Annotated in this window: 17 protein-coding genes and 1 tRNA gene; 6 read left to right on the top strand and 12 right to left on the bottom strand. The window is 44.4% G+C overall.

Going from position 1 to position 23385, the window contains the following annotated elements; all coding sequences use genetic code 11:
- Window positions 1–4: 4 nt before the first annotated feature.
- On the bottom strand, window positions 5–2404 hold the full coding sequence (locus tag SEDOR53_RS0111675; protein WP_026769891.1) for a hypothetical protein: 2400 nt from the start codon (window positions 2402–2404) through the stop codon (window positions 5–7).
- Window positions 2405–2476: 72 nt separating this feature from the next.
- Window positions 2477–3847 (bottom strand): chloride channel protein, encoded by a 1371-nt coding sequence (locus SEDOR53_RS0111670; RefSeq protein WP_037361948.1) that lies wholly within the window; start codon window positions 3845–3847, stop codon window positions 2477–2479.
- 164 nt (window positions 3848–4011) lie between these two features.
- Here SEDOR53_RS0111670 and SEDOR53_RS0111665 point away from each other — a divergent pair, with 164 nt between their 5' ends.
- From SEDOR53_RS0111665 to SEDOR53_RS0111645, 5 genes are all read left to right on the top strand, one after another.
- Window positions 4012–4701 carry a response regulator transcription factor gene (locus SEDOR53_RS0111665; protein ID WP_026769889.1) on the top strand — a complete coding sequence of 230 codons (690 nt, stop codon included), beginning with the start codon at window positions 4012–4014 and terminating at the stop codon, window positions 4699–4701.
- Between the two features lie 3 nt (window positions 4702–4704).
- Window positions 4705–6105 (top strand): HAMP domain-containing sensor histidine kinase, encoded by a 1401-nt coding sequence (locus tag SEDOR53_RS0111660; RefSeq protein WP_026769888.1) that lies wholly within the window; start codon window positions 4705–4707, stop codon window positions 6103–6105.
- A gap of 277 nt (window positions 6106–6382) precedes the next feature.
- The gene (locus SEDOR53_RS0111655; RefSeq protein WP_026769887.1) at window positions 6383–7204 is read left to right on the top strand and encodes a hypothetical protein; all 822 of its coding nucleotides are present in this window, start codon (window positions 6383–6385) and stop codon (window positions 7202–7204) included.
- Window positions 7205–7221: 17 nt separating this feature from the next.
- Complete coding sequence (locus SEDOR53_RS0111650; RefSeq protein WP_026769886.1) at window positions 7222–7695, top strand: 23S rRNA (pseudouridine(1915)-N(3))-methyltransferase RlmH; 474 nt, start codon at window positions 7222–7224, stop codon at window positions 7693–7695.
- Window positions 7673–8362 carry a rhomboid family intramembrane serine protease gene (locus SEDOR53_RS0111645; protein ID WP_232214770.1) on the top strand — a complete coding sequence of 230 codons (690 nt, stop codon included), beginning with the start codon at window positions 7673–7675 and terminating at the stop codon, window positions 8360–8362. The genes SEDOR53_RS0111650 and SEDOR53_RS0111645 overlap by 23 nt, the downstream gene beginning before the upstream one ends.
- Before the next feature lie 14 nt (window positions 8363–8376).
- Here SEDOR53_RS0111645 and SEDOR53_RS0111640 read toward each other — a convergent pair whose 3' ends face one another.
- From SEDOR53_RS0111640 to hutH, 5 genes are read right to left on the bottom strand one after another with little or no spacing between them, the layout of a single operon-like run.
- Window positions 8377–8847, bottom strand: a complete 471-nt coding sequence (locus SEDOR53_RS0111640; protein WP_026769884.1) for an RES family NAD+ phosphorylase — start codon at window positions 8845–8847, stop codon at window positions 8377–8379.
- 11 nt (window positions 8848–8858) lie between these two features.
- Entirely contained in the window at window positions 8859–9287 is a 429-nt protein-coding gene (locus tag SEDOR53_RS0111635) for an antitoxin Xre-like helix-turn-helix domain-containing protein (protein ID WP_232214769.1), read from the bottom strand.
- 53 nt (window positions 9288–9340) lie between these two features.
- The gene (tilS, locus tag SEDOR53_RS0111630; protein ID WP_026769882.1) at window positions 9341–10672 is read right to left on the bottom strand and encodes a tRNA lysidine(34) synthetase TilS; all 1332 of its coding nucleotides are present in this window, start codon (window positions 10670–10672) and stop codon (window positions 9341–9343) included.
- A 35-nt stretch (window positions 10673–10707) separates the two neighbouring features.
- Complete coding sequence (locus SEDOR53_RS0111625; protein WP_026769881.1) at window positions 10708–12372, bottom strand: glutamine--tRNA ligase/YqeY domain fusion protein; 1665 nt, start codon at window positions 12370–12372, stop codon at window positions 10708–10710.
- 47 nt (window positions 12373–12419) lie between these two features.
- Complete coding sequence (gene hutH, locus SEDOR53_RS0111620) at window positions 12420–13919, bottom strand: histidine ammonia-lyase (RefSeq protein WP_051416613.1); 1500 nt, start codon at window positions 13917–13919, stop codon at window positions 12420–12422.
- Window positions 13920–13999: 80 nt separating this feature from the next.
- Here hutH and SEDOR53_RS0111615 point away from each other — a divergent pair.
- A tRNA-Arg gene (locus tag SEDOR53_RS0111615) sits at window positions 14000–14073 on the top strand.
- 47 nt (window positions 14074–14120) lie between these two features.
- On the opposite strand, the gene SEDOR53_RS0111610 is transcribed toward SEDOR53_RS0111615, so the two are convergent.
- The 5 genes from SEDOR53_RS0111610 to SEDOR53_RS0111590 all read right to left on the bottom strand — a co-directional run bounded on the left by SEDOR53_RS0111610 (window position 14121) and on the right by SEDOR53_RS0111590 (window position 23291).
- Complete coding sequence (locus SEDOR53_RS0111610) at window positions 14121–16565, bottom strand: bifunctional YncE family protein/alkaline phosphatase family protein (protein WP_026769879.1); 2445 nt, start codon at window positions 16563–16565, stop codon at window positions 14121–14123.
- A gap of 18 nt (window positions 16566–16583) precedes the next feature.
- Window positions 16584–18329: a RagB/SusD family nutrient uptake outer membrane protein gene (locus tag SEDOR53_RS0111605; RefSeq protein WP_026769878.1), complete on the bottom strand. Its 1746-nt coding sequence runs from the start codon at window positions 18327–18329 to the stop codon at window positions 16584–16586.
- 38 nt (window positions 18330–18367) lie between these two features.
- Window positions 18368–21613 (bottom strand): SusC/RagA family TonB-linked outer membrane protein, encoded by a 3246-nt coding sequence (locus SEDOR53_RS0111600; RefSeq protein WP_157576781.1) that lies wholly within the window; start codon window positions 21611–21613, stop codon window positions 18368–18370.
- Window positions 21614–21667: 54 nt separating this feature from the next.
- Window positions 21668–22705: a FecR family protein gene (locus SEDOR53_RS0111595; RefSeq protein ID WP_026769876.1), complete on the bottom strand. Its 1038-nt coding sequence runs from the start codon at window positions 22703–22705 to the stop codon at window positions 21668–21670.
- Window positions 22706–22778: 73 nt separating this feature from the next.
- Window positions 22779–23291: an RNA polymerase sigma factor gene (locus SEDOR53_RS0111590; RefSeq protein ID WP_026769875.1), complete on the bottom strand. Its 513-nt coding sequence runs from the start codon at window positions 23289–23291 to the stop codon at window positions 22779–22781.
- Window positions 23292–23385 lie beyond the last annotated feature (94 nt).

Raw genomic sequence — 23385 nt, 5'->3', positions numbered from 1 at the left:
GCCTTTATTCCAGTAGCCTGGTAATTCTGATCATCTTCCCCTCTCCATTAACTCCTTCCAGTACTACCTGCAGTTTTTTACTGATGTCGTTATTATAGAACTCCAGTTTTACCCTCGGACTCTTTTTATTCGTGAGCACATAAGGGTTCCAGTATAAAGTGGTTCTTACATCCGGGTCAAAGCTATCGGAAGATTTTTCATAAGAGGGGCTATAAAACTCTTTGAAGCGGGAATAACCGCCCAGTATGGTGCTTTCCATGCCACGACTGTTGGCGTCTGAGCGGCGACTATCTCCTCCTTTCTTTGTATAAATGGCAATTGCTCCACCACTACCTCCGCCTGCAGATCCAAAGAAAGGCGGACGGAAGACTTTGATATAAGCGATGTCTGTTACCGGTGTGCTTTGTACCATGCTGATATCAGACCTCATCTCATTCAGGTAAAGATCGGGGCTGCCACCACGCCAGCTGAGACTTGCCTGTGGCCCTGAACCGGTGATCATCAACCCGGCCACTTTTCCTTGCAAATACCCCAGCACATCCATCGCGCCAATAATCGATTTATCATCTGTAAGATCGAATGAATAACCATCGCCTCCCGAGAACAGGCCGCTGGCATATTTTTCATCCATTACTTTTAGCGGGTCTTTTATTTTGGCCTTAACAGTCACTTCCTGCAAGGTAGCTGCCGCCTTCAGCTTCCGCAGTTTCTCCTGTTCTGCAAAAAAATATTGCAATTTCAGCGAAGCGAGGCTATCGTTTTGCATCTGGCTGGGGCCCAGTTTCATTGATTTGGGAAACTGCCTGAGCAAACCATTCTCTACCTGCACCTGCATCACATCGCTGAGTTTTTCTTTTCCGTTGAAACTGTAAAAAGCCCTCACCGTATCGTAGAAGAACAAACCTTTTTGCTCAAAGCTTCCATCTTTTTCTACCGGAACAAATATCAACTGTGTACTACTGTCTTTTCCCCTGAGAATGAAATTCAACTGGAGCGGTATCCTGGCGAGACTGCCTTTCACACCATACACTTTACCCGTCAGTTTGAGGTAATCCGTTTCGTGCGGGTATTTTAAGGAGGGCATTGGGGCCGCTTTGATCTTGTCCCAATCGAAACGCCGCCATCCGTTGGTCATCATTACCAGGTCGAGCTTTGAGGTAATGCTATCGGCATCGCTGGTGAAATAATATGCGGGATTATACACTTTGCCTCTGATATCATCACTCAATAAAAAATCTGAGAAGATCGTGTGTTTATCCGGAGGTACCACCGAAGCGTCGGTTACAGCAACAGACATATTGGTAAAGGCTGTGTCGTTCACCAGCACTTCGATGATATTGCGGGCCCTTTTTTCGAGACCTATTATCGGGGTACTGAATTTAACATTGAATTCGTGCAGGTGATTGTTCACAAAAACGATCCGCTCGGCTATCGGTAGCCAGTCGCTCGTAAACAACGAAAACTGCAGGATGCCTGTGGGCATTTCATCAATAGGTATTTGTGCATTGAGCAAGGTTTTTTCCATCATGTTCAATGCTACTTTATAAAACAGTTGCTGGTTCATGTGTACCAGCAGGTGTACCTGTTTGAAATTATCGGGTACATTGGCTGTGCGCTCTACTTTCACCAATGCTTTATCGTTCGTAGTGCTCACAGCCAGTGAACTGCCTTCCTGTTTTTCTATCGGTATAGGAGTAATGCCTTTATTACCATACTCGTCTGTCCAACCGATCTTGTAAGATTCATTGGCGTGACTTAGCAGGGAAAACAATCCCATACCATCGTGTTTCACTTTGAGTGTATCTAGTGTTTTGCCTTTATCATTCTGTAACAACGCTTTGATACGTACCGGTACACCAAACTGGTTGGTGGCTTTGAAAGCAACCCGCGTATTCAATCCCTGCACCAGGGTGCCTCCTTCGGGAAACAGTTCCAGCCTGGTTTTCATAGCTGCCGGCATCTTTTTTTGTGCAGGCGCAGGATTATTCACTGCGAGGTCTCTCTCGTATAAAAAAGCAGCATCATCGTTCAGCATCCAACGGGTATATGCTTTTACATGCAGGAAATTACCGGTGTAATTGGCAGGCACATCAAAGCTGCCTTTGGCGGTAGACTGGAACAAGGGGGCAACTGTTTGGTAAAGCATCTTGCCCGTGGTATCGTACCATTCTACATATACGTTTTTACTCAGTGTACTCAATTCACCGCCTGACAGGATATACACTTTGTACCAGATCGTTTCGGATTTATTGTAGATAGACCGGTCGAAATGGATATGTATCTTTTCTTTGGGGAATTGCTCCTGGTATGCCGCCATCACAGAATCGATCTGCTGCGCCGAAGCTTTATGACAGAGCAGCGTGGTGAATACAAAAAAGCACAGGTAGAGAAACTTCTTTTTCATTCTTATGTTCTTAGAAAAATCACAGGGCGTTTTAACTGAAAAACGCCCTGTAAGATAAATCGAAGTTTCATATTAAGATGCTAAAACCTTGGGAGGCTTTTTTTCATGCGTAAGATCATGTATATGCTGGTGCTTGAGATGGTCATAAAATGAATGTTTATCTACCAGTACCGAAACAAGCGCTGCTACCATGCCTGCCAGCATGAGATGGAAGATCACATTGTGCCTGTCGGTCATTTCCAGCACCAATATGGCTGAAGTGAAGGGTGAGCGGGTAACACCTGTAAGAAAAGCCACCATACCCGCCAGTATGAGCAGGTTGGAGTCGTTGGCGCTGGCGTGGAACCAGCCCGACAATACCGATCCGATACCGGCCCCGGCACTCAGCGCGGGCGCAAAAACGCCCCCGGCTGCACCTGTGGTGAATGTAATTATAGGACCTACGATACGCAACAGGGGCATATACCATACCACATGTTTTTGATCTGTGAACAATACCTGGTTCATGAGGTCTTTACCCGAGCCCAATGCTTGCTGTCCGGCGAGTAAACCCATGGTGGCTATCACCAGGGCGCAGCAAAGGAGGTAAAGCAATTGCCTGTATTGATTGGTTGACCGTTTGCGTATGCGCATGATCAGCAGTATGCATTTGCTCATCAGGCTGCCCGCTATCCCGGCTACCACAGCAATCACCGCTACACCCAGGAAAACCGAAGCAGAAAGATGACTTACATCGGGATATCCCAGGTAGAGATAAGGCCCCAGAAATGCTTGCGCTACCAGTCCTGCTATAATTACCGCAGAAAAAATAGCGGTCTTGAAGAAACTGATATGTGTTTTTGTGAGCTCTTCCACAGCAAACACAATTCCCCCCAAGGGTGTATTGAAAGCAGCGGCCAATCCGGCTGCCGCCCCCGTCATGATCATATTGCGCTTGGATATCTTAGGCCACCATTCGGGCAGCAACAGGTTCACTTTCCTGAATATAGAACCTGCAATCTGGATGGTAGGACCTTCGCGACCGGTAATACCTCCTCCGAGCAATACCATGCAACTGGACGCGATCTTTACTATAATGATACGCACGCTCAGCAAGCGGTCTACTTTATCGTTGTGTTTGGGCGTTGCCAGTTCAATGGCAGCAATTACCTGTGGAATACCACTGCCTTTGGCAAAAGGCGCCCATTTTTTTACCATCCACCAGGCTATGAGAAAACATACCGGTGTAACAACCAAAAGCAGGTGATGAGGCAGTTGAAAAATATAAGCCGCACCCTTTTCGGCAACGGCAAAGATTTTAGTATAGGCAACGGCTACCAAACCGGTGAGCAACGAAGCAACCCAGAACGGGATGGCCTGTAATAAATTCTTTTTGATTCGTTCATTGCGAATGCGATCGAAATGCTTCTTTAATTTGGCTCTGATAGCATTGAATAGGGACATAGAAATAACGTTCATCTGTTCTGGTAAATCGGTAAATTCATCCTGACAATGCAACCCGGTAAAATGGTTGCAAAAATAGGGATTAGGTTTTTGTGGGGATATTAGAAGCAGATTAGATTTTAAGCGACTGCCATACAAATTATAGAAAAACCGTATTGTTGACTATGGAAGAGCGGAAATTACTGATCGTGGAGGATGAGAAAAAGATAGCCAATGCCCTTAAAAAAGGGCTATCGGAGAACGGATATCATGTGGAAATGGCATTTGACGGACTGATTGGCAGGAAGTTATTCCTTTCACACACTTATGACCTGGTAATACTCGACATCAACCTGCCCGGGCTCAATGGCTATGAATTGTGCAAGATCATCCGCAACCACAACCAGCAGGTGCCGGTGATCATGCTCACCGCCCTGAGTTCAACGGAAGACAAGATTGAAGGGTTTGATGCGGGGGCAGATGATTATGTGATCAAGCCTTTTGAGTTCAAAGAACTGCTGGTGCGTATCAGGGCCCTGCTGAAAAGGACCATGTACCAACAGTTACCCACAGGGAATATTTTAAAAGTAGGCGGACTCGAAATGAACCTCGATACCAAGGAGGTAAAACGCGAAGGGCAGCAGATACTGCTGACTGCCAAAGAGTTTCAGTTGTTGGAGTATTTCATGCGTAACAGGAATCGCGTACTATCGAGGGCCGATATCGCAGAAAGTGTGTGGGATATTGATTTCGATACCAAAACCAATGTGATCGACGTATACGTTAATTACCTTCGCAACAAGATCGACAAACATTTCTCCACCCGGCTTATCCATACGCAGGTAGGCATGGGTTATATTTTAAAGGAGCTATAGCCGATGAAGATCAAGTACCGCATCACTTTGTTGTTTACACTGGTGGTAACCATCATATTACTGATCGTGTGTACTTCCGTTTATTATCTTACCAACCTCAACAGGGAAAAAGATTTCAGGAAAAGATTACACAACAGGGCGCTTACCACCATCAGTCTCCTGACAAAGGTGGAAGGAATTGATAAAGACCTGATGAGTAAGATCGATGCGAATATGTTCTTTACCATACAGGAAAAAAGTGTGATCGTGTATGATGAGCATGATCATGAAATTTATCGTCATGTAGACAGTACCGTAGATGCAGAAACAGCCAACGGCGCATTGCTGGCAAGGGTGCGGTCCGAAGGCGAATATGTTTACACAGATCATCGCCGCACCATTGTTGCTATACCTTATACACGTAATCATAAAAGTTATGTGGTACTGTCTTCGGCCTTTGACCTCGATGGTTATGCCAAGCTGGCGCAGTTGAAATTCATTCTCACACTTAGCTTTATCACGGGTATATTGGCCACCATTGTATGCGGACTCCTGTTTTCTGCACGGCTCGTGGTTCCCATTAAAAAAATCACCAACGAGGTAAAAGAGATCTCTTCACAGAACCTCTCCAGGCGCATTGATACTATTTATGAGCCGAAGGATGAACTGTATGAATTATCTTCTACTTTCAACGACCTGCTTACCCGTTTGCAGGAGTCTTTCGAGATACAAAGACGATTCATTGCCAACGCTTCGCATGAATTGTCTACTCCCCTGACTTCTATTTCAAGCCAATTGGAGATCACACTGCAAAACCAGCGAAGTGCCGAAGAATACCGTTCGGTGATCAGTTCGGTGTACGATGACGTGAAGCAACTCAACCAACTTACCCGCAGCCTGCTGGAGCTTGCCAAAGCCTCGGGCAGCACCGACGGTATGGAGTTATCGCTGGTACGGATTGATGAACTGCTCATGAAATTGCCTTCCGAGTTGCGGAAAACAAATAAAGATTACACAGTAGAACTGCATTTTAACCGTTTCCCCGACGATGAAGACAAGCTGCTGGTTTTCGGCAACTCCGATTTGTTGTACAGCGCCATCAAGAATATTGCCCTGAATGCGTGTAAATACTCAGAAGATCATTTTGCGGCCGTGGTACTGAATTTTGTTTCCGATGAATTACAAGTGTTGATATCCGATAACGGGCCAGGCATCAGCGAGTTGGACAAACAACTGGTATTTCAACCTTTTTACAGGGCTAAAAGTACCAGCCAGTCGCAGGGTTTCGGACTGGGACTATCGCTTGCTTCCCGCATCATTCAATTACACAAGGGGCGTATAGCGATCGAGCCGGGCTCGCCCAGGGGCACGCGTTTCATCATCAACCTGCCCGTTGCACGCGCTTTTCACCGCTTGCAGGCATGATGCCTGCCCGCCTTTTATTTCTAATGCTTTTCTAATCCCAGATTAATGCCTCATTAATGAAAATTGGGCATCTTGCCCTCGATAGCAAAAGCGCTCGTAGAAGGCGTATTGTTAATTGCAGTTGATTAAAAAGCTATTTTAATCGAATTAAGGTTGTTATTATTTGCTCAGGGTTTAGTTTAACGCCGCTCTTTTCCAAGAGCGGCTTCTTTATTAAATAATCAGCCTGTTTTTTTATTCTAATATCATTTTAACACCGGTCTAATTATCGCTTAATATGAGCGGTATAGGTTTGGGGCTTAAAGTCCATCCAGTGGTTCCTTGTAAAAACATATTGATACCTGTTCATACACCCGAACACGCGTTCATTGCCGTTGAAAGGGCTTTTGAATTATACCCTTTCGCCGATACAACACTTTACCTGTCGGGAACGGGCTACGTGCAACGCAAGTGGAGCCTGCTGAAATGGAGAAAAACGGTTACGGCCGTTCCCGATCATTCTATGATCAATAAACTCGCTGCAAAGATCCGGTCGGTATACCCGGGCAGTCGCGTTCTGGTAGAGACACCTGCCAATGAACAACCTGATGAATCGTATTATTGGCAATTGATCACCCGTCACCATATCGATCTGGTATTATTGGTAAAAGGCGAGACCGAAAATATGCTGCCTTCTTATGCTTCGTTTCCTGTTCCTGTTTTGGTAATCACACCAGGCTGCCTCAACCATCCTATCAGATCCATTCTCCTTCCGGTGCATGGATTTGTGCCGGATACACAGGTTCATGCATCGCTTATGTTTGCAAAAAAATTCAATGCGCAGATATACCTTGTAACCATATTGGGTTCAGATGAAACCCATTCTAAACAGCATGTAGATGCATTTTATCTTACGTATAAACTGCTCATGGAATATGGCCATACACCGTATTATAAAATATTACAGGGAAGTCATGATACCGAAATGATCCTCCGCTATGCCGACCAGGTAAAAGCCGATCTTCTGTTGACTTCTCCTGAAAGAAAAGGATCCGTGACCGACCTGTTGCATCCGCTCTCAGCCCTCCAGGTACTGATGCTCAAGCCACATATAAAATAATTAATTATTTTAGAGGCATGAAACTTCAATTATGGTCGGTTGGTAAGGCCCATGAACCTTATGCACATGCGGGTATTGAAGATTTCACCAGGCGGCTCAATAAATATTTTCCGGCGCAATGGCAGTTGATTGCACCACCTAAAAATGCCGCCAGCCTGAATGAGCATGAACTCAAAAAAGCGGAGGCCGAATTGGTATTGTTGCAATTGCAGAAAGACGATTACCTGGTATTACTCGATGAACGTGGCCGGCAGTTGAGTTCACCGGAACTGGCTGCTTTCCTGCAGCAAAGAGCCAATGAAAGTACCCGGCAATTGGTTTTCCTGATCGGCGGGGCTTTTGGTGTGGATGAACGCATTAGGCAACGGGCTAATTTTTGCTGGAGTTTTTCGAAATTGGTATTTCCACATATGCTGATCCGTTTGATGCTGGCCGAACAATTGTATCGAGCCTGCACTATTTTACGAAATGAGAAATACCATCACAGCTAAAAGACAAAACCCTTACCTTACTCCTATGATCACCGTAACCATCGCCATTCTTGCACTCACCTGCGTAATTTCTTTCAGCGCTTTCTCGAATGAGAAAGTGATCAATGACCTCATTTTCGATCCAACAGCCATCAACAAACGGAACCAATGGTATCGTTTCGTTACCAGCGGATTCATTCATGCCGATCTGATGCACCTCGCATTCAACATGTATTCTTTCTACCTATTTGGCGATATGGTAGAGCGTGCCTTTGTTTCTGTGTTTGATGAAAAAGGAAAATTGTTATACGCTTTCATGTACCTGCTGGCGTTGATCGTTTGCCTGATCCCCACTTATATGCAGAACAGGAACAATTATCTTTACAGGAGTCTCGGCGCTTCGGGGGCTGTGTCTGCCGTGATCTTTGCGGGCATTTTGTTATATCCTACTTTGGGTATGGGTATTTTCCCTTTTCCTTTTCATATCCCGGGCTTTGTATTCGGCCCGTTGTACCTGATCCTTTCGGCTTACCTGGCCAGGAAAGGGCATGGTAATATCAATCATTCTGCCCACCTCTGGGGTGCTATTTTCGGTATTGTATTCGTGATCGTTTTCTCCAGGGCCATGTCTGACTTCGACGCGATTGGACATTTCTTACAGCAGGTAAGTGGTTATTTCAGCAAGTAACAATATGATTCCTGCTATGGACGATATTTTTTCAGGATGTCTTCAATGCGCTCATCCGGAATAAGCGGGATAGAACTTACCAATCGGATTTTTGCAAAATCTGGATGGGTGCTATTCATCACATAATTATGGGCTTCTGGTAAAACAGCCGATGGTACCTGTAACACTGCCGTCATTCCTTCATCATACCATTTATTGCCAATGGCCTGGCATTTTGTATAATTCCGGAAATTCCTCCAACCATCCGCTAAATCACTGGGTGTAATAATGGTAATACCAAGGCTATCGGGAATTTCAATGACCATGATCCGGAAATCATCATTGAACCCTGCCCCCTTCCGGCGAATCATATTTTCCATAAACGCCAGCGGGATGGACTCAGCCGCATAAACTACTTTACGTGCAGCCCCATTCCATCTTCCCTCTATTCCAGGAGCAAATAAAGACGAGCTGAATGTCTTGAATGTAATACGATAAACAAGCATGGCAATACCAGTTATACGGCGTACCCGTGAACAAGTCTTTCAAGTTCATCTGCAATCAGATCGGTACCACCTGGAGTGGAGAGCAGTTCACTGGGCTTTTCTTTATGCTGCCAGGATGGCTTATGCAACCAGCTATTGAACTCATCTATGGAGCCGAACAATTCTTCGCCTTTTACAAACAAGGCAATCAACTTAAGCAAATGCTCCCCTTCTACAGGGTCAAGGTTTTTCTGCTGACTACGCCGATTTTGAATGGTTCTCGGATGAAGATGTAACAGGTCTGCCAGGTTTTGCTCTGTCATTTTCGCTACATCAGCAAAAGAATAGAAGATGGTTGGTTTAATACCTTTACGGGCTGAATAAACGATTTCCAGGTTGTTTTTCAATCCCAGGTTTTTGAATTTCTTCCGTACCGCATCCATAGCTTTAGTTTGATTCAAAAGTAGTGGAAAATTTTCGAATAACAAAGTGAAATTTTTCCTTCATCATCCATCTAGCTTACTTTAAATTGCAATATATCTGTAGTGGTATCTATAATTTTAAAGCGGTCGTCTATCCGGTATCCTATCACCCAAATGATTTTCTTATCCATTTCCAGCACCCATACTTTTTCTTTGTCAGTAGCAGATAATTTCAGATCAATGAAAAAGCGGCTCAGCTTTTTCTTCTTTTGCATGCCCAGCGGGTAAAAATAATCTCCTTGTTTCCATTTACGCAATAACAAAGGGAAACTGATCTTAGCGGCATCAAGAAAGGCTTCCGATGCAGTGGAAGGAACGGAGATATTTTGACTTTTGATTTTGGGGCTTTGAATTTTTAAAGTCTTTTCTGCAAACCTCACTTCACTGTCTGTTTCTTCAATGATGATGTGTGCAGCCTGTTCATTGGCATTTTCAGCAATGATCATCCATTTGCGGTTGCGGATGAGCCGGTGAGTGGGTGATTGCAAATAACTGCCATTCGAGGCATCGAGCAATTTGATGGCTTCTGCTGTTTGAGCAGTAGTAAAGCCATAGGGTTTGAGCATTTCCCGGGTAAGCGTGTGCAAAGGAGTAGCCTGCTTCCATTTCAGCACGGGAATATGTATTTCATTGCCATACTTCTCTATCAGCTTGCCCAATTGCAGATGTATGGATTGATCATAAACCTGCAAAGCTTCTTTCAGGTGTTCAATAGTATGCAGGATATTTTCTTCCGCCTGCGGAAATACTTCCCTGATACCCGGAATCAACTGATGGCGAAAAAAATTACGGGTGTATTTATCTGAACTGTTGGATGAATCTTCTACGAAGTCCAATTTAGCTTCACGGGCGTATTCCAACAATTCTTGTTTCCTGAAAGGAAGCAACGGTCTTAACAATGCGCGTTCTTCCTGTATGGCTTGTATGCCTGCAAGTCCTTTGATGCCGGTGCCTCGGAACAGGTGCATCAACATCGTTTCAATATTATCATCTGCATGATGCGCTGTTACCAACCAGCTATCTTCCCGGATGGTGTTGAACCATGCATAACGCAGTTCTCTCGCCGCTTCCTGTATAGTCATTTTACGGGCGGAAGCGAAGGCCCCGGTATCAAATCGCCTGATCAATACTTCTTTACCATATTGTTTACCTAACGCCAGTACGAATTGTTCATCGCGTTCGCTCTCTTCACCCCGTAACTGAAAATTACAATGCGCGATCCGGAAATTAAATCCGCTTTGTGCCACGAGATGAGTCAATACAACACTGTCTACCCCACCACTGACAGCCAGTAACAGCCGGCAGTTTTGTGGAGTAAGGTGCGGAAAGGTTCTCTTCCAATGTTGGTTGAATGATTGCAGCATTATTGGCTAATTCTCAATTGTACAATTGAGCCATTTTAATTGTTTTTCTTGACTTCTTTAGCCCAGGTATCTTTCAAAGTAACAGTCCTGTTGAAGACAAGCTTATCTTTTGCGCTGTCTCTATCCAGTATGTAATATCCTTTACGCAGGAACTGGTAACGGGCATCAGGCGGATCGTTTTGCAGTGCCGGTTCTGCCAACGCGTTTTGCACAACATGCAATGAGTCGGCGTTGATATGGTCTTTGAAATCTCCGTCTGCATTGCCCACATCTTCTACCTTAAACAAACGGTCGTACAAACGCACTTCAGCTTCGATGGCATGTGCAACGCTTACCCAGTGCAGGGTGCCTTTTACATGAATACCCGATGTATCAGCGCCGCTTTTGCTTTCGGGGATATAAGTGCAATGCAGTTCGGTGATATTACCTGCCGCATCTTTGATCACTTCATTGCACTGGATGATATAAGCATTTTTGAGTCTTACCATTTGCCCAGGTGCCAGCCTGAAATATTTTTTGGGGGCTACTTCCATGAAGTCTTCGCGCTCTATATAAATCTCCTTCCCGAAATGAATATCCCGGTGGCCAGCTTCCGGATCCTCGGGATTGTTCTCGCTGGGTAACAGTTCATGTTCCTGCGCATAATTGGTGATCACCACTCTCAGTGGGTCAAAGACCACCATCCTTCTCAATGCTATCTTGTTCAGGTGTTCACGTACAAAGAATTCCAGCAATCCCACATCGATCAGGTTATCGCGTTTAGCCACTCCTATCCTTTCGCAGAAATCGCGGATGGCATCAGCCGTATACCCTCTTCTGCGCATACCGCTGATGGTAGACATGCGGGGATCATCCCACCCACTCACATATCCTTCATTCACCAATTGCAACAATTTGCGTTTGCTCATAACGGTATAAGTCATGTTCAAACGGGCAAATTCATATTGATGTGAGGGAAATATTCCTAATTTTTCAATGAGCCAATCGTACAAGGGCCTGTGCGGAATGAACTCCAGGGTACAGATGGAGTGCGTGATGTTTTCAATGGAATCGCTTTGTCCGTGTGCAAAATCGTACATGGGATAAATACACCACTTGTCTCCCGTACGATGATGGTGTGCATGTTTGATGCGATAGAGAATGGGGTCGCGCATGTGCATATTGGGACTGGCCATGTCTATTTTGGCACGCAATACTTTTTCACCGTCTTTGTATTTGCCATCGCGCATTTCATTGAAGAGTTTGAGGTTCTCTTCCGTGCTGCGGTTGCGGTATTGGTTTTCAACACCCGGATGTGTGGGTGTTCCTTTTTGGTTGGCTATTTCATCACTGGTGCTGTCATCTACATAAGCCAGTCCTTTCGTGATGAGCAGGATGGCGAATTCGAACAGTTGCTCAAAATAATCAGATGCATAGCGTTCATTGGCCCATTCAAAACCCAGCCAACGAACATCATCTTTGATGCTCTCTACGTATTCTGTTTCTTCTGTAACAGGGTTGGTATCGTCGAAACGCAAGTTCGTTTTGCCGCCATATTTTTTAGCAAGGCCGAAATTCAGGCAAATGCTTTTGGCGTGGCCAATGTGCAAATACCCGTTGGGCTCAGGCGGAAAACGGGTCATGATGGATGCATGTTTTCCACTCTTCAGGTCTGCTTCTACAATTTCTTCAATAAAATTCAGGTTCCTTTCCTCTGACATATACGTGTTGCTATTAGGGCCACAAAGTTAAGCTTTGCGCCCCAACCTCAGGCAGGCAACGGATAGTTATTGAGGAATGTGATGGTTTTGGTCATATCATCGTGCAATACGCGGTCTTCCTTATTAAAGCTGACTTCCTTGCGCAGACCGGCCACCAAATCCTCTACAGGGGCCGAGCTGGCTGCAGGCCGCCTGAATTCCAGGGCCTGTGCGGCGCTCAGCAGTTCAATGGCCAATACTTTTTCAACATTCTGCACTACGCGAAGGCATTTGGTAGCGGCATTGGCGCCCATGCTCACGTGGTCTTCCTGGTTATTGGATGAAGAAATACTGTCCACCGATGCCGGCGTACACAATTGTTTGTTCTCACTAACAATACCGGCGGCCGTGTATTGCGGTATCATGAATCCGGAATGCAATCCGGGGTCTTTTACCAGGAAAAGGGGCAGTCCGCGTTGACCGCTGATAAGCTGGTAAGTTCTTCTTTCCGAAATATTGGCCAGCTCGCTCATGGCGATGGCCAGGTAATCGAGCGCCAGCGCCAGTGGTTGTCCGTGAAAATTACCACCACTTACAATGAGGTCGTCGTCGGGGAATATATTGGGGTTATCGGTAACGGAATTGATTTCGCGCAGGAATATATTCAACACATGATCAAAGGCATCTTTGGAAGCGCCATGTACCTGTGGTATGCAACGGAAAGAATAAGGGTCCTGCACCTGCTGTTTGGAGCGTTGGCTGATGGTGCTGCCCTGTAAATATTTGCGTAGTTGTGCCGCTGTTGTTACCTGTCCTTTGTGTGCACGCACTGCATGGATGTGTTCATCGAATGGTTCTGTGATACAATCGAAAGCGTCGAAAGAAAGTGCGCTTACGAGGTCGGCCATTTGCAGCAGGTGTTCTGCTTTCTTCAAACAATACAATCCATAAGCGCTCATGAATTGGGTGCCATTGATCAGTGCCAATCCCTCTTTGCTTTGCAGGTGAATAGGCTCCCATTTCAATAGCTGCATTACTGCTGCTGTTGGCTTCTTTACGCCTTCATGATACACTTCACCCAAGCCAATCAATGGCAGGCTGAGGTGACTGAGCGGCGCCAGGTCTCCCGAAGCGCCGAGTGATCCCTGTGTATAGATAACGGGCAACACATCGTTGTTGTACATATCCATCAACCGTTTAACGGTGTCTATCTGTACGCCGCTGTGGCCATAACTGAGCGATTTGATCTTGAGCATCAGCATCAGCTTAACGATATCACGGGGCACTTCTTCGCCCAATCCGCATGCATGCGAGACCAATAAGTTGTATTGTAGTTGTTCTATTTGCCCGGCGTCGATCTTTACATTCTGCAGGAAGCCAAAGCCGGTATTGATGCCATAGAAAAGGGCGTTTTCGGCGGCCATTTTTTTATCGAGGTATTCGCGGCAGGCGACGATCCTTTCGTGGGCATCAAAGGTGATGGAAACCAATTGGTTGAAATCGAGCAGGTTTTTGACTTGTTGAAAATGCAGCCATTTACGGTCGAGCGGCAAATAGTTATAGCTCATGCAATCAGTCGATTTAGAGCAAAGTAAGGTTTTTTTAGCTGGCTTTTTTTTCTTTATTTTGCGCCCGATTCACGTTATCCGGACCGGTAGCTCAGCTGGATAGAGCAGCTGCCTTCTAAGCAGCAGGTCATTGGTTCGAATCCAATCCGGTTCACTGAACTAAAAAATAAAAGCCGCAATTATGCGGCTTTTATTTTTTAGTTAATCGTTATCCACTTTTTTAAACGGCTTGAGAAATGCTGCCCGAACCGGAGATGGAACAATCGCCCGCTCCCCTTTTACAGCCTTCCATATTATCTCATTCATGATCTGATCTGCTACCAGGTCTTCTTTGGAAAAATCCAATGCCTGCGACATCGCAGCGAGTTTGGTGTTTGATGGGTTTACATCATTGAGATTTACATTACAAGAACGAATTGTAAAAACTGAACTGTCGGGCTTATTGGAGAAACAACGCCACATAGGCTCTGCTGCTGCATCGTATTGCGTCATGGGCGGAATACCCAGGATCAATTCAATTGTTCGAAGCACGGAAGCTGTTGTATACATGGTATGATCTACAAATTGTCTTCTAACAAATCCTCCCGCTACATACGCAGGCGAACGGTGTGCATCTACGTGATCAGGACCATTTTGCGCGTCGTCTTCCAAAATAAATACGGCTGTTTGATTCCACACTTTGCTTGTACTAAGGTGGTGTATAAACATACCAACAGCCAGATCATTATCGGCAACATGCGCAAATGGAGTAGGTCTTCCCGCTTTGGTTCCCTCGGTGTGGTCATTACCAAATCTAACGGTCATCAATTGAGGTAATGCGCCGGCAGCAATCAAAGAATCAAATTCACGCTCCCATGCCCGCTCTCTTAAAGTATCTCTGATGGTCATATTCATTCCATCAAAATACGGACTGGCATGATCTTTCAAAACAGGAACATAGGGATATGCTTTATCGCGGTTGGCAAACTCTCCATAAGTACGGTAAGTAACGCCATACCTGTTCGCTTGGTCCCATATATACCCAACACTGCTATTTCCTAATGGATGCATGCCCGACGATATTTCCGTTCCACCGCGCGCACCATAACTTGTGGGCCAGTTTTTCTCGAGGAAATCCGTTGCATAGGCGCCCATACTCCAGTTATGTCCATCAGAACTCACTTCTCCGTTTACATAAAAATTATCTAATAAAACAAACTCTTTCGCGAGCGCGTGCTGATTGGGCGTGATTGAATCTCCAAACAAAACAAGGTTCCTGTCGCCATTGCCTTCTTTTATATCGCCCAAAACCTGGTCGTACGTACGGTTCTCTTTAATGATATAGAAAACATGTTTTATCGGCGAAGGCAATCCTACCGCTGCAGGAATAGGGTTACCGGCTTTGACGCTGTCGTTGTTCAATTCCTTGCTTTTACGATAAGGCGTATTCTGGTAAACTGCCTGCGAATAAACAGACAATTGCACGGAAGCAGGTTCCGGGATAATACTCATGGTACCCATCATCAACCCGCCACCAATGTATTGCACTTTCGGGGCAGGAGCAGGATCACCTCCATGTAAAACCACTGTTTGTCCCCTGCCTACGGGGTTAGGGCCATATGGGTTGGGGAAAGAAGAAAATCCCTTTCCGTTGGCAACATAAATTTTTCTGTTTACCACACGCACACAGGTAGGATACCACCCTGTGGGAATAAACCCTTTTGAAACCGAAGAGCCATGCTTGCTAACATCGAACACTGCAATGCAATTATTATCTGCATTGGCCACGTACAATGTTTTTTCATCTTTGCTTAAAGCCACACTGTTGGTAGTAGATCCTATCAAAGAAGCAGGAAAGAGTGCTGCATTCAATGTTTCAGTAACCTGGCCTTTGCGCAGGTCAATCACCGATACGGTATTATCGCCTGCGTTAGCCACATACAGCCACTTTTCATCTTTACTCAAACAGATATCATTCGGATGATCGCCAACAGGGATGGTTCTGATAAAGGTTTGATTTTTACAATCATAAATCAACATCTTCTTTCCCCCCCAAACACTGATGTATAACCTGGACTTATCTTTTGATAGTAAACAGGTGTACCCTTCCGCTCCCAACGAAAATTTTTGTACAATACGATGCGATCGCATATCTACCACATACAAACTATTGTCTTTCTGGGTTACCGCATAAAGGAGATGCCTGGCATTATCAACAGCAATACCTGTAACAGATATTTTAACCGGCCATGGGCTCCCCAGTTTAAACGTATCTACTGTGCTTAATTTACCATTACGAATTGCATATTCCAACACCCAGTTATCATTTCCGCCCGATGCATACAGGCTTTTTTCATCTTCGCTGAAAACAAGGCCACCCCAGGATTTCGGAATGATGATGCTGTCCGAAATCTTATCATCGATGGTATTGATCAATTGTATCGTCTGCGTGCTTTGCCCGTTGTTCGTAACAGCCGCCCATTTTCCGGAAGCACTTGTTGCAATGTTCAAAGGCAAATCGCCCAGTCGCAAACTTTTACCTACAGGTGTAAGCGCCCAACCATTGGGCAGCATGATCCTATGCTTCGAAAGTCCTGCTAAATCCTGGGAAAAAATACCCTGAACCGATAAAGCAAATCCTACAAGAAATAATGCGCTTCTTTTCATAATAAAATTATTTGTTTCTTACCATCCCGGGCTCTGTGTGAGGGCCGGGTTTAACACGATCTGTGATGTAGGAATGGGCTGATAATAGTATTTATCATTCCATTTCCGCTGGCTATCCATATTATACAACCAATGGATATTGCCACTAGAACCATTGGTCAGCGAAATAGTGCTTCCGGCAACAAGATCATACACAACCCCAGGCTGTTTTGAAGACGGCGCCGCTGTTACAAAAGACACATTCAGCACTCCATCTCCATTCATGGCATAGGGTTTATTCAACTGCGGCACATACACACCCAGGTAAGGCAAAGACATCATGGGGCCTTCTTTCCAACGACGAATATCGTCAAATCGCAGGCCTTCACAAAACAGTTCCGTACCACGCTCCCTGCGGATTTCCAGCAAAGCAGCGTCTGCTATATCCGGGAAATAAGTGGTTTGAAGATAACTATCTATAACAGTTGGATAATTGCTATTTTGTATGCCTGCACGCTGGCGTATCAGCTTGATGGTATTGTTCCAATCAGTTGCCGTAAATTGTCCCAGTTCAGCCTTTGCTTCCGCATAATTCAACAACACTTCTGCATACCTGAAAATAGGAATGGAATTATTATTGATGGTGCTGGTATTGGCCAACTTATTGTCGATCGAATATTTCATGATCTGGTATCCGGTGAACGTATAAGCATAATCGGGAGGAGCGGAAGTGCCATCGCTGTATTTGTAGCCGTTGCATCGAACAGTTTGTTGCAAGCGCGGATCCCTGTTCTTCATTTCATTCACAAAGAAGATGGTATCGAACATGGGCTGATCGGTAAAACGGGAACCGTCCAGGTTAAGATATGTATCGATGAACTGTTTAGTAGGACTATACCTGCCGGAAAGTGTAGTGCTGTAAAAAATAGCATTTAAGTTATTCCACAACTTCAATGAATTGTTGTATATCCTTGCCAATATAATTTCATCGAAAAAAGGCGTTTCTGTGGTGAACAAAGAACGGTAATCGCTGTATGGCGAATTGGTATTATGCAGTGAATATTGTTTAGCACTCATGATCTGTGTAGCGGCTGCAACTGCGGCATTCAGATAATCGTTTGCTGTAGCAGTAAGATTCAGCTCTGTATGGTATTTCCTGAAAGTGCCTTCAAACAAACATACGCGTGCTTTCAGCGCCAGTGCCGTCATTTTGGTAATGTTGGAGCAGCCATTGTCTTTTGTAAGCGTAATATTCGCAATAGCATAGTCCAGATCGGCAACAACAGAATCCATTACCAACACCCGGGAATCCCTTGGTTTATACAATGCCGAGTCAGCAGGATCCATCGCATGGCTATACCAGGGCACATCTCCATAAGTCTTTACCATTCCATAGTAGAACCATGCCCTGAAAAAACGCGCTATACCGATATAATTGCTTTTGACAGTATTATCAATGGTAGACCCGGCAGCATTATCAAGGAAATAGTTGATATTCCTCAATGTAGTCCACGACCAGCCCCCAATATTATCGGGCGTGGTGGAAGCCTGCATCATGGATGGGATATTGTTACTGCTGATATAATCAGTATTGCCGTCTCCCTGCGCTATATCGTTTCCGGTGGGTATCTGGTTGATGTAAAGCGAATTCACATACAACGCCATATCACTTGCATTGGAAAAAACTTTATCAGGCGTAATGCTTGCAAACGGTTGCTTGTCCAGGAATTTGGTGCATCCTTGCAATGATGAAATAATGATTGCTATCCAAATTAATTTTTTCATTTTCTACACTTTTAATTGTTTGATGAACCTGCCTGCATTTATAAATTGATGTTAACACCGAACGTATAAGACTTCAACATAGGATAATCATATCCGTTGCCAGCGCCGGATGATACTTCCGGATCAGCACCATACACCACTTCGGGGTCGAAACTCTTGGTATGTTTATACAAGGGAGAATAGGTGAACAAATTCTGTCCCGCAAAAAACACCTGGGCGCTTTTGAGACCTTTAACCCATTTAGCTGGTATAGTCCAGGTAAGGTTGAGGCTTTTTAACCTGATGTATGCTACATTTTGCAGGTACCCTGTTTGTGGAATCACCAATTCCCTCGTTCCCTGCAATGCCACATAACCTCTGTAGCGGGGAAAATAAGCATTGGGATTGCTTTCGCTCCATACGTTCTTCATCATATCGATGGGAACGGATTCGTAAGGGCGGTTATACTGCCCCCAGAAATAAGCGGCTTCTGTTCCGGGCCACCAGTCCTGGTGACCAATACCCTGGAAAAACGCGCTCAACGAAAGCGACTTCCAGGTTAAATTGGTGTTGATGCCGAAACTATACCGGGGCTGCGTGTTACCGATCACTTTCAGGTCGCCATGATCGGCCAATGTGCCCTGGCCAATGTTGATTTTACCATCTCCGTTCAGGTCTTTGAATTTAATATCACCGGGCATCAGCACATTGGAGTTGGATACAACAATATACGATTGGTCGTTATGCTTACCGTTCAGGTCTGCCTGTGTAAAAAATCCGTCTGTGACCATGCCCCATATTTCTCCCAATCTTTCGCCGGCATAATAAGTAGTAGTATTATAGGGAAGCACATTGTTGGGGTTGTTGTACTTGGTAATAAAGGCCTTGCTATCCGACAATACTAATCCAATGCTATAGCTTAAATTGTTGTTGATTTTATCGCGCCAATTAATTGTCAGGTCCCACCCTGTTGTTTTAAGATCTGCGTAGTTACCAAAAGGCACACCCGCTCCAAACACAGCAGGCAAAGGCTTGCTTACGGTAAACATGTTTCGCGTATAACGTTGGTAATAATCGAAGGAAGCTGTAAGCCTGTTACGGAACAAACTCATATCTATGCCACCATCATAGGTAGATGCTGTTTCCCAGGTAAGTCCCTTGGGCAACACCGCGGGCTGACTGGTATAGGTAGGGAATGCGCCGTTAATTGCAATGGAAGTATTTTGACTAACAGACATGGAGGGAATATACTGGTAAGGGTTGCTCAACTGCCCGTTACCCAAACTACCAAACGAACCCCTGATTTTCAGGTTATCCAAAAAGCCTTTTGTGAAATTCATAAAGGATTCTTTGGAAAGAACCCATCCGGCAGAAACCGATGGGAATAGGCCAAAGCGGGAATAATAAGGAAATTTAGACGAGCCGTCGTAACGTCCATTGAATTCTACCAGGTATTTTTCTTTGTAATTGTAATTGCCTCTGAAAAAGAACCCGGCTATCGCCCATTCGTTACCACCGCCGGTAACAATGTAGTTTTGTCCGTTTAACAAATTGAAATCCGGCAATGAAGGATCTAATAAACCATCTCTGCGAACAGAAGTGGCTTCGAAGCGCTGGTCTTCAATATTGGTACCAGCCAATAAGGTAATTGCATGCGATCCGAACTTTTTATCGAATTGTCCATACAGGTTGGCCGCGTAATATTTTGTAACGCCGGTGGTTTGCTGAAGGTAATTATTGTTGTTGGAACCTTTAATACCAGGGCCGGAGCTGTAGGTAACAGGATAATATTTGCCCGTTAGCTGGTTATTGGTATAAGCATACGTAAAATCACCTTTTATGTTCAGCATTTTCCTGATAATGTTTCCTGTAAAAGATGTTGTATTACGAATATAAACCTGCTTGGTTACTTGCGTGTTGTTGCCTGTATACAAATCTCCAACACCCAGGTAAGATGACGGAGTAAGTGTTCCGTCCGGGTTGAACATGGTTCCCAGGGGCGCACTGGCTACGTCTATATATCGCCATATAGGTGATCCTCCGTTTACAACCGGGTAGAAATAGTTGTAAGTATTGAAATCGAGGTTGTCGCTTAATGTAAACCATGGAGCAAGTTGAATACCACCTTTCAACCGAAGATTGTATCTTTTAAAATCATCCGGGTTATACCGGAAAATACCTCCCTGGTTATAGTACCTGCCTGATATCAGGAAATCTGCTTTATCGTTGCTTCCCGAAACACTTAATGCGTATTCCTGTGCAGGCGTATTATTTGAATACAGCTCATGGTACCAATCTGTACTTCCGAAATACAGGTATTTTCCTGTAGCAGGATCTACTGATACTTTCGGCAGCGACGGGTTATCATGCCGCATCTTTAAAGAATCCATGATATCGGGTGTATACGGAATGATGCTGTTGATGGTGGTAGGCGGTGTGAGGTAATCGTACCATGCACTGTAGGCATCTACGAAATTTTTTGTCCATTCATATCCATCAGTAACTACCTGCGGTGTAACCGTTCTTTTATTGATCGTATAATTGGCGCCAAAATTAATCTGCGTCTTTCCTTTCTTAGGCTTTTTGGTTGTAAACAATACTACGCCGTACGAACCACGTGCACCGTAGATGGCTGCTGAAGCCGCATCTTTCAAAACGGTTACGCTTTCGATATCATTGGGGTTCAGCAAACCAGGGTCACCAGGCACACCGTCTATCAACACAAGCGCACTACCACCCTGCCCTATCGATGTAGTACCCCTTACATTATAGTTGGGAGACCGAATGGGTTTACCATCGGTCATTACAATGTTTAAATTAGGAACAACACCTTCCAACCCCCTGGCCACATTAGGCATTGGCTTGTTATCGAAAACTTCACTGCCCACCTGGGAAACGGCTCCTGTAAGGTCAACCTTTTTCTGTGTACCATATCCAACAACTACCACCTGTTCCAGGTCGTTTTCTTTTTGGGTAAGCCGTATCAAGAGCAGGTTATCGCCCTTGCTCTTTGTCTTATAATTTTCAAGCTTCCACAGCATGTATCCTATATGCGTAACTTCAACGACATAAGCGTCTTCTCCTTTTTGCAGATCAGTAAAAGAAAACCGTCCCTCTTCATCCGATACGGCGTTCCATACTTTCTTATTCTTCTTACCAATGATTTTGATCGATGCATTGCTGATTACATTGCCGGAGTCATTTACAACCGTTCCGGTAATTGATTGTGCGATACCCTTTGCACAAAAAAATAAAGTAATAAGCAGTACGCATAACATCCTTTGCGAATTCCGTAGTTGTTTCACTTTAAAATTTTGAAATGATAAAAAATTACTTTTCGTGTATCCGTATGTAGCAACCTATTGATGGATCAAATACCCTGAATCGCTCTTTTCAGCTATCAAATGCTGCATGTTGCAAATAATGTTGAGCATTGCGTCAGGAGATTTGTCCGGCAGGACTTCTCCACTGAAATATTTATCCTTCAACAGCTCCTTATCGTAGATGATACTCACTTTATAATACTGCTCCAGCGTTTTCAGCACATCTTCAAGCGGCATATTATCGCATTGAAGCGGCAATAATTGAGTTGGAGGCTCTATCTTAATGTTCAGTTTCCTCTTTGTTGAAATACTGTCTTTTGCTTTTGCCGGCAATACAGCATCATTTATTTTTTTCGGAACACCATCACTTAGCGACACCATTTGTCCGGGAACCAAAACAACCCCTTTTGCCCAACCTTTATGGGGCTTCAATACACTTACCAGCACTTTACCTTCATACAGCTTAATGGTGGTATTTTCATCATGTTTCACTACATCGAACTCGGTACCCAACGCCACGGTAGACAAGCCTCCCGAGTACACAGTAAAGGGTTTCCGGGGATTTTTAGCTACTTTGAAAAAAGCAGATCCCGTTAAAAAAATACCCCGCACAGCTGTATCAGTATTTTTAAAACATACTGCATCATAAGAAACAGAAGATTTGGGATGCAACAACACAATTGAATGATCGGGTAATATCAATTGCATATCTATCTCTCCGCGGTTTTCCTTTTTTACAGTTTGAACATCTTTTTGCTTTACAATGGCCAGTTGCGTTTGCCTTCCGTTCTCATCAGAAAAAGAAAAATAAAATACCCCGGCTACAACCAATGCAGCTATACATGCCGCAGCTAAAAGCTTAAAGCCCATATACATCACTTTAGGCCTGCGCGTATGCTCAGTTACAGTCTGAATAATCTGTTCTGACATGGATTCGTCTAAGGAAATTACACTTGCGTCCTCATTTTTCCACTCTTCCCATAACTCATCACCTTCTTCTATTTTCAGAAATTCTTTAAACAATTCCGGATCTTTTGATAAATGCGTTTTACTGATTTCATTTATTCGCTTCATAATCTGCAGGTATAATTAATACTCTCCTGGTGGTTCTTTACCCCTGGCCTTAATAATTTATTAATATTGGCAACTAAATGCTGTGCACCAGCTTGCGCAAATAGCCATAAGCATTGCTGATATGCCATTCTACCGTCTTGATAGACAATGACAATTGATGCGAGATCTCTTTATTGGTAAGGCCGTCAACAAACTTCAGATTGAGTATTTGACGTTGTATAGGAGTGAGCTGCTCAAATGCAGTATGGATGAAATCCTGTTGTTCAAAATAATGGTCAGCCGGCGTTTCTTCATCCTGTTTTGCAGTAAACCTTATTTTGAAATCGGAAAATGTTTTTTCCTTTTTGAGGTAGTTGGATAAAACACTCTTAGCGATGGCAAAAAGTTGTCTCTCGAATGTATAAGATTCAGATAATGATTGCCGGTATTCCCACAGCCTTATAAAGCATTGTTGAGTAAGTTCTTTGGCTGCTTCAACATCGCCCGTTTTTTTATAGAAAAAGCGAAATACATGGGTATGTCGCGATTTTAAAACCGAAATAAATATATCATGGTTGCCTTTTTTCAAGGCGACAATAACATGCATCCCTAAATGTTTACCGGAAAAATATCTCCTGCAAAATTGAAAGCTTTCGCGGTATCAATGCGTTATCCTGCGGACAATTAATGATAAGTTAATA

Source organism: Asinibacterium sp. OR53 (assembly GCF_000515315.1).
In the GTDB taxonomy this organism is placed as follows: Bacteria; Bacteroidota; Bacteroidia; order Chitinophagales; family Chitinophagaceae; genus Sediminibacterium.
Note: the sequence above shows the minus strand (reverse complement) of the source record. Positions and strands in the feature narration are given on the sequence as shown.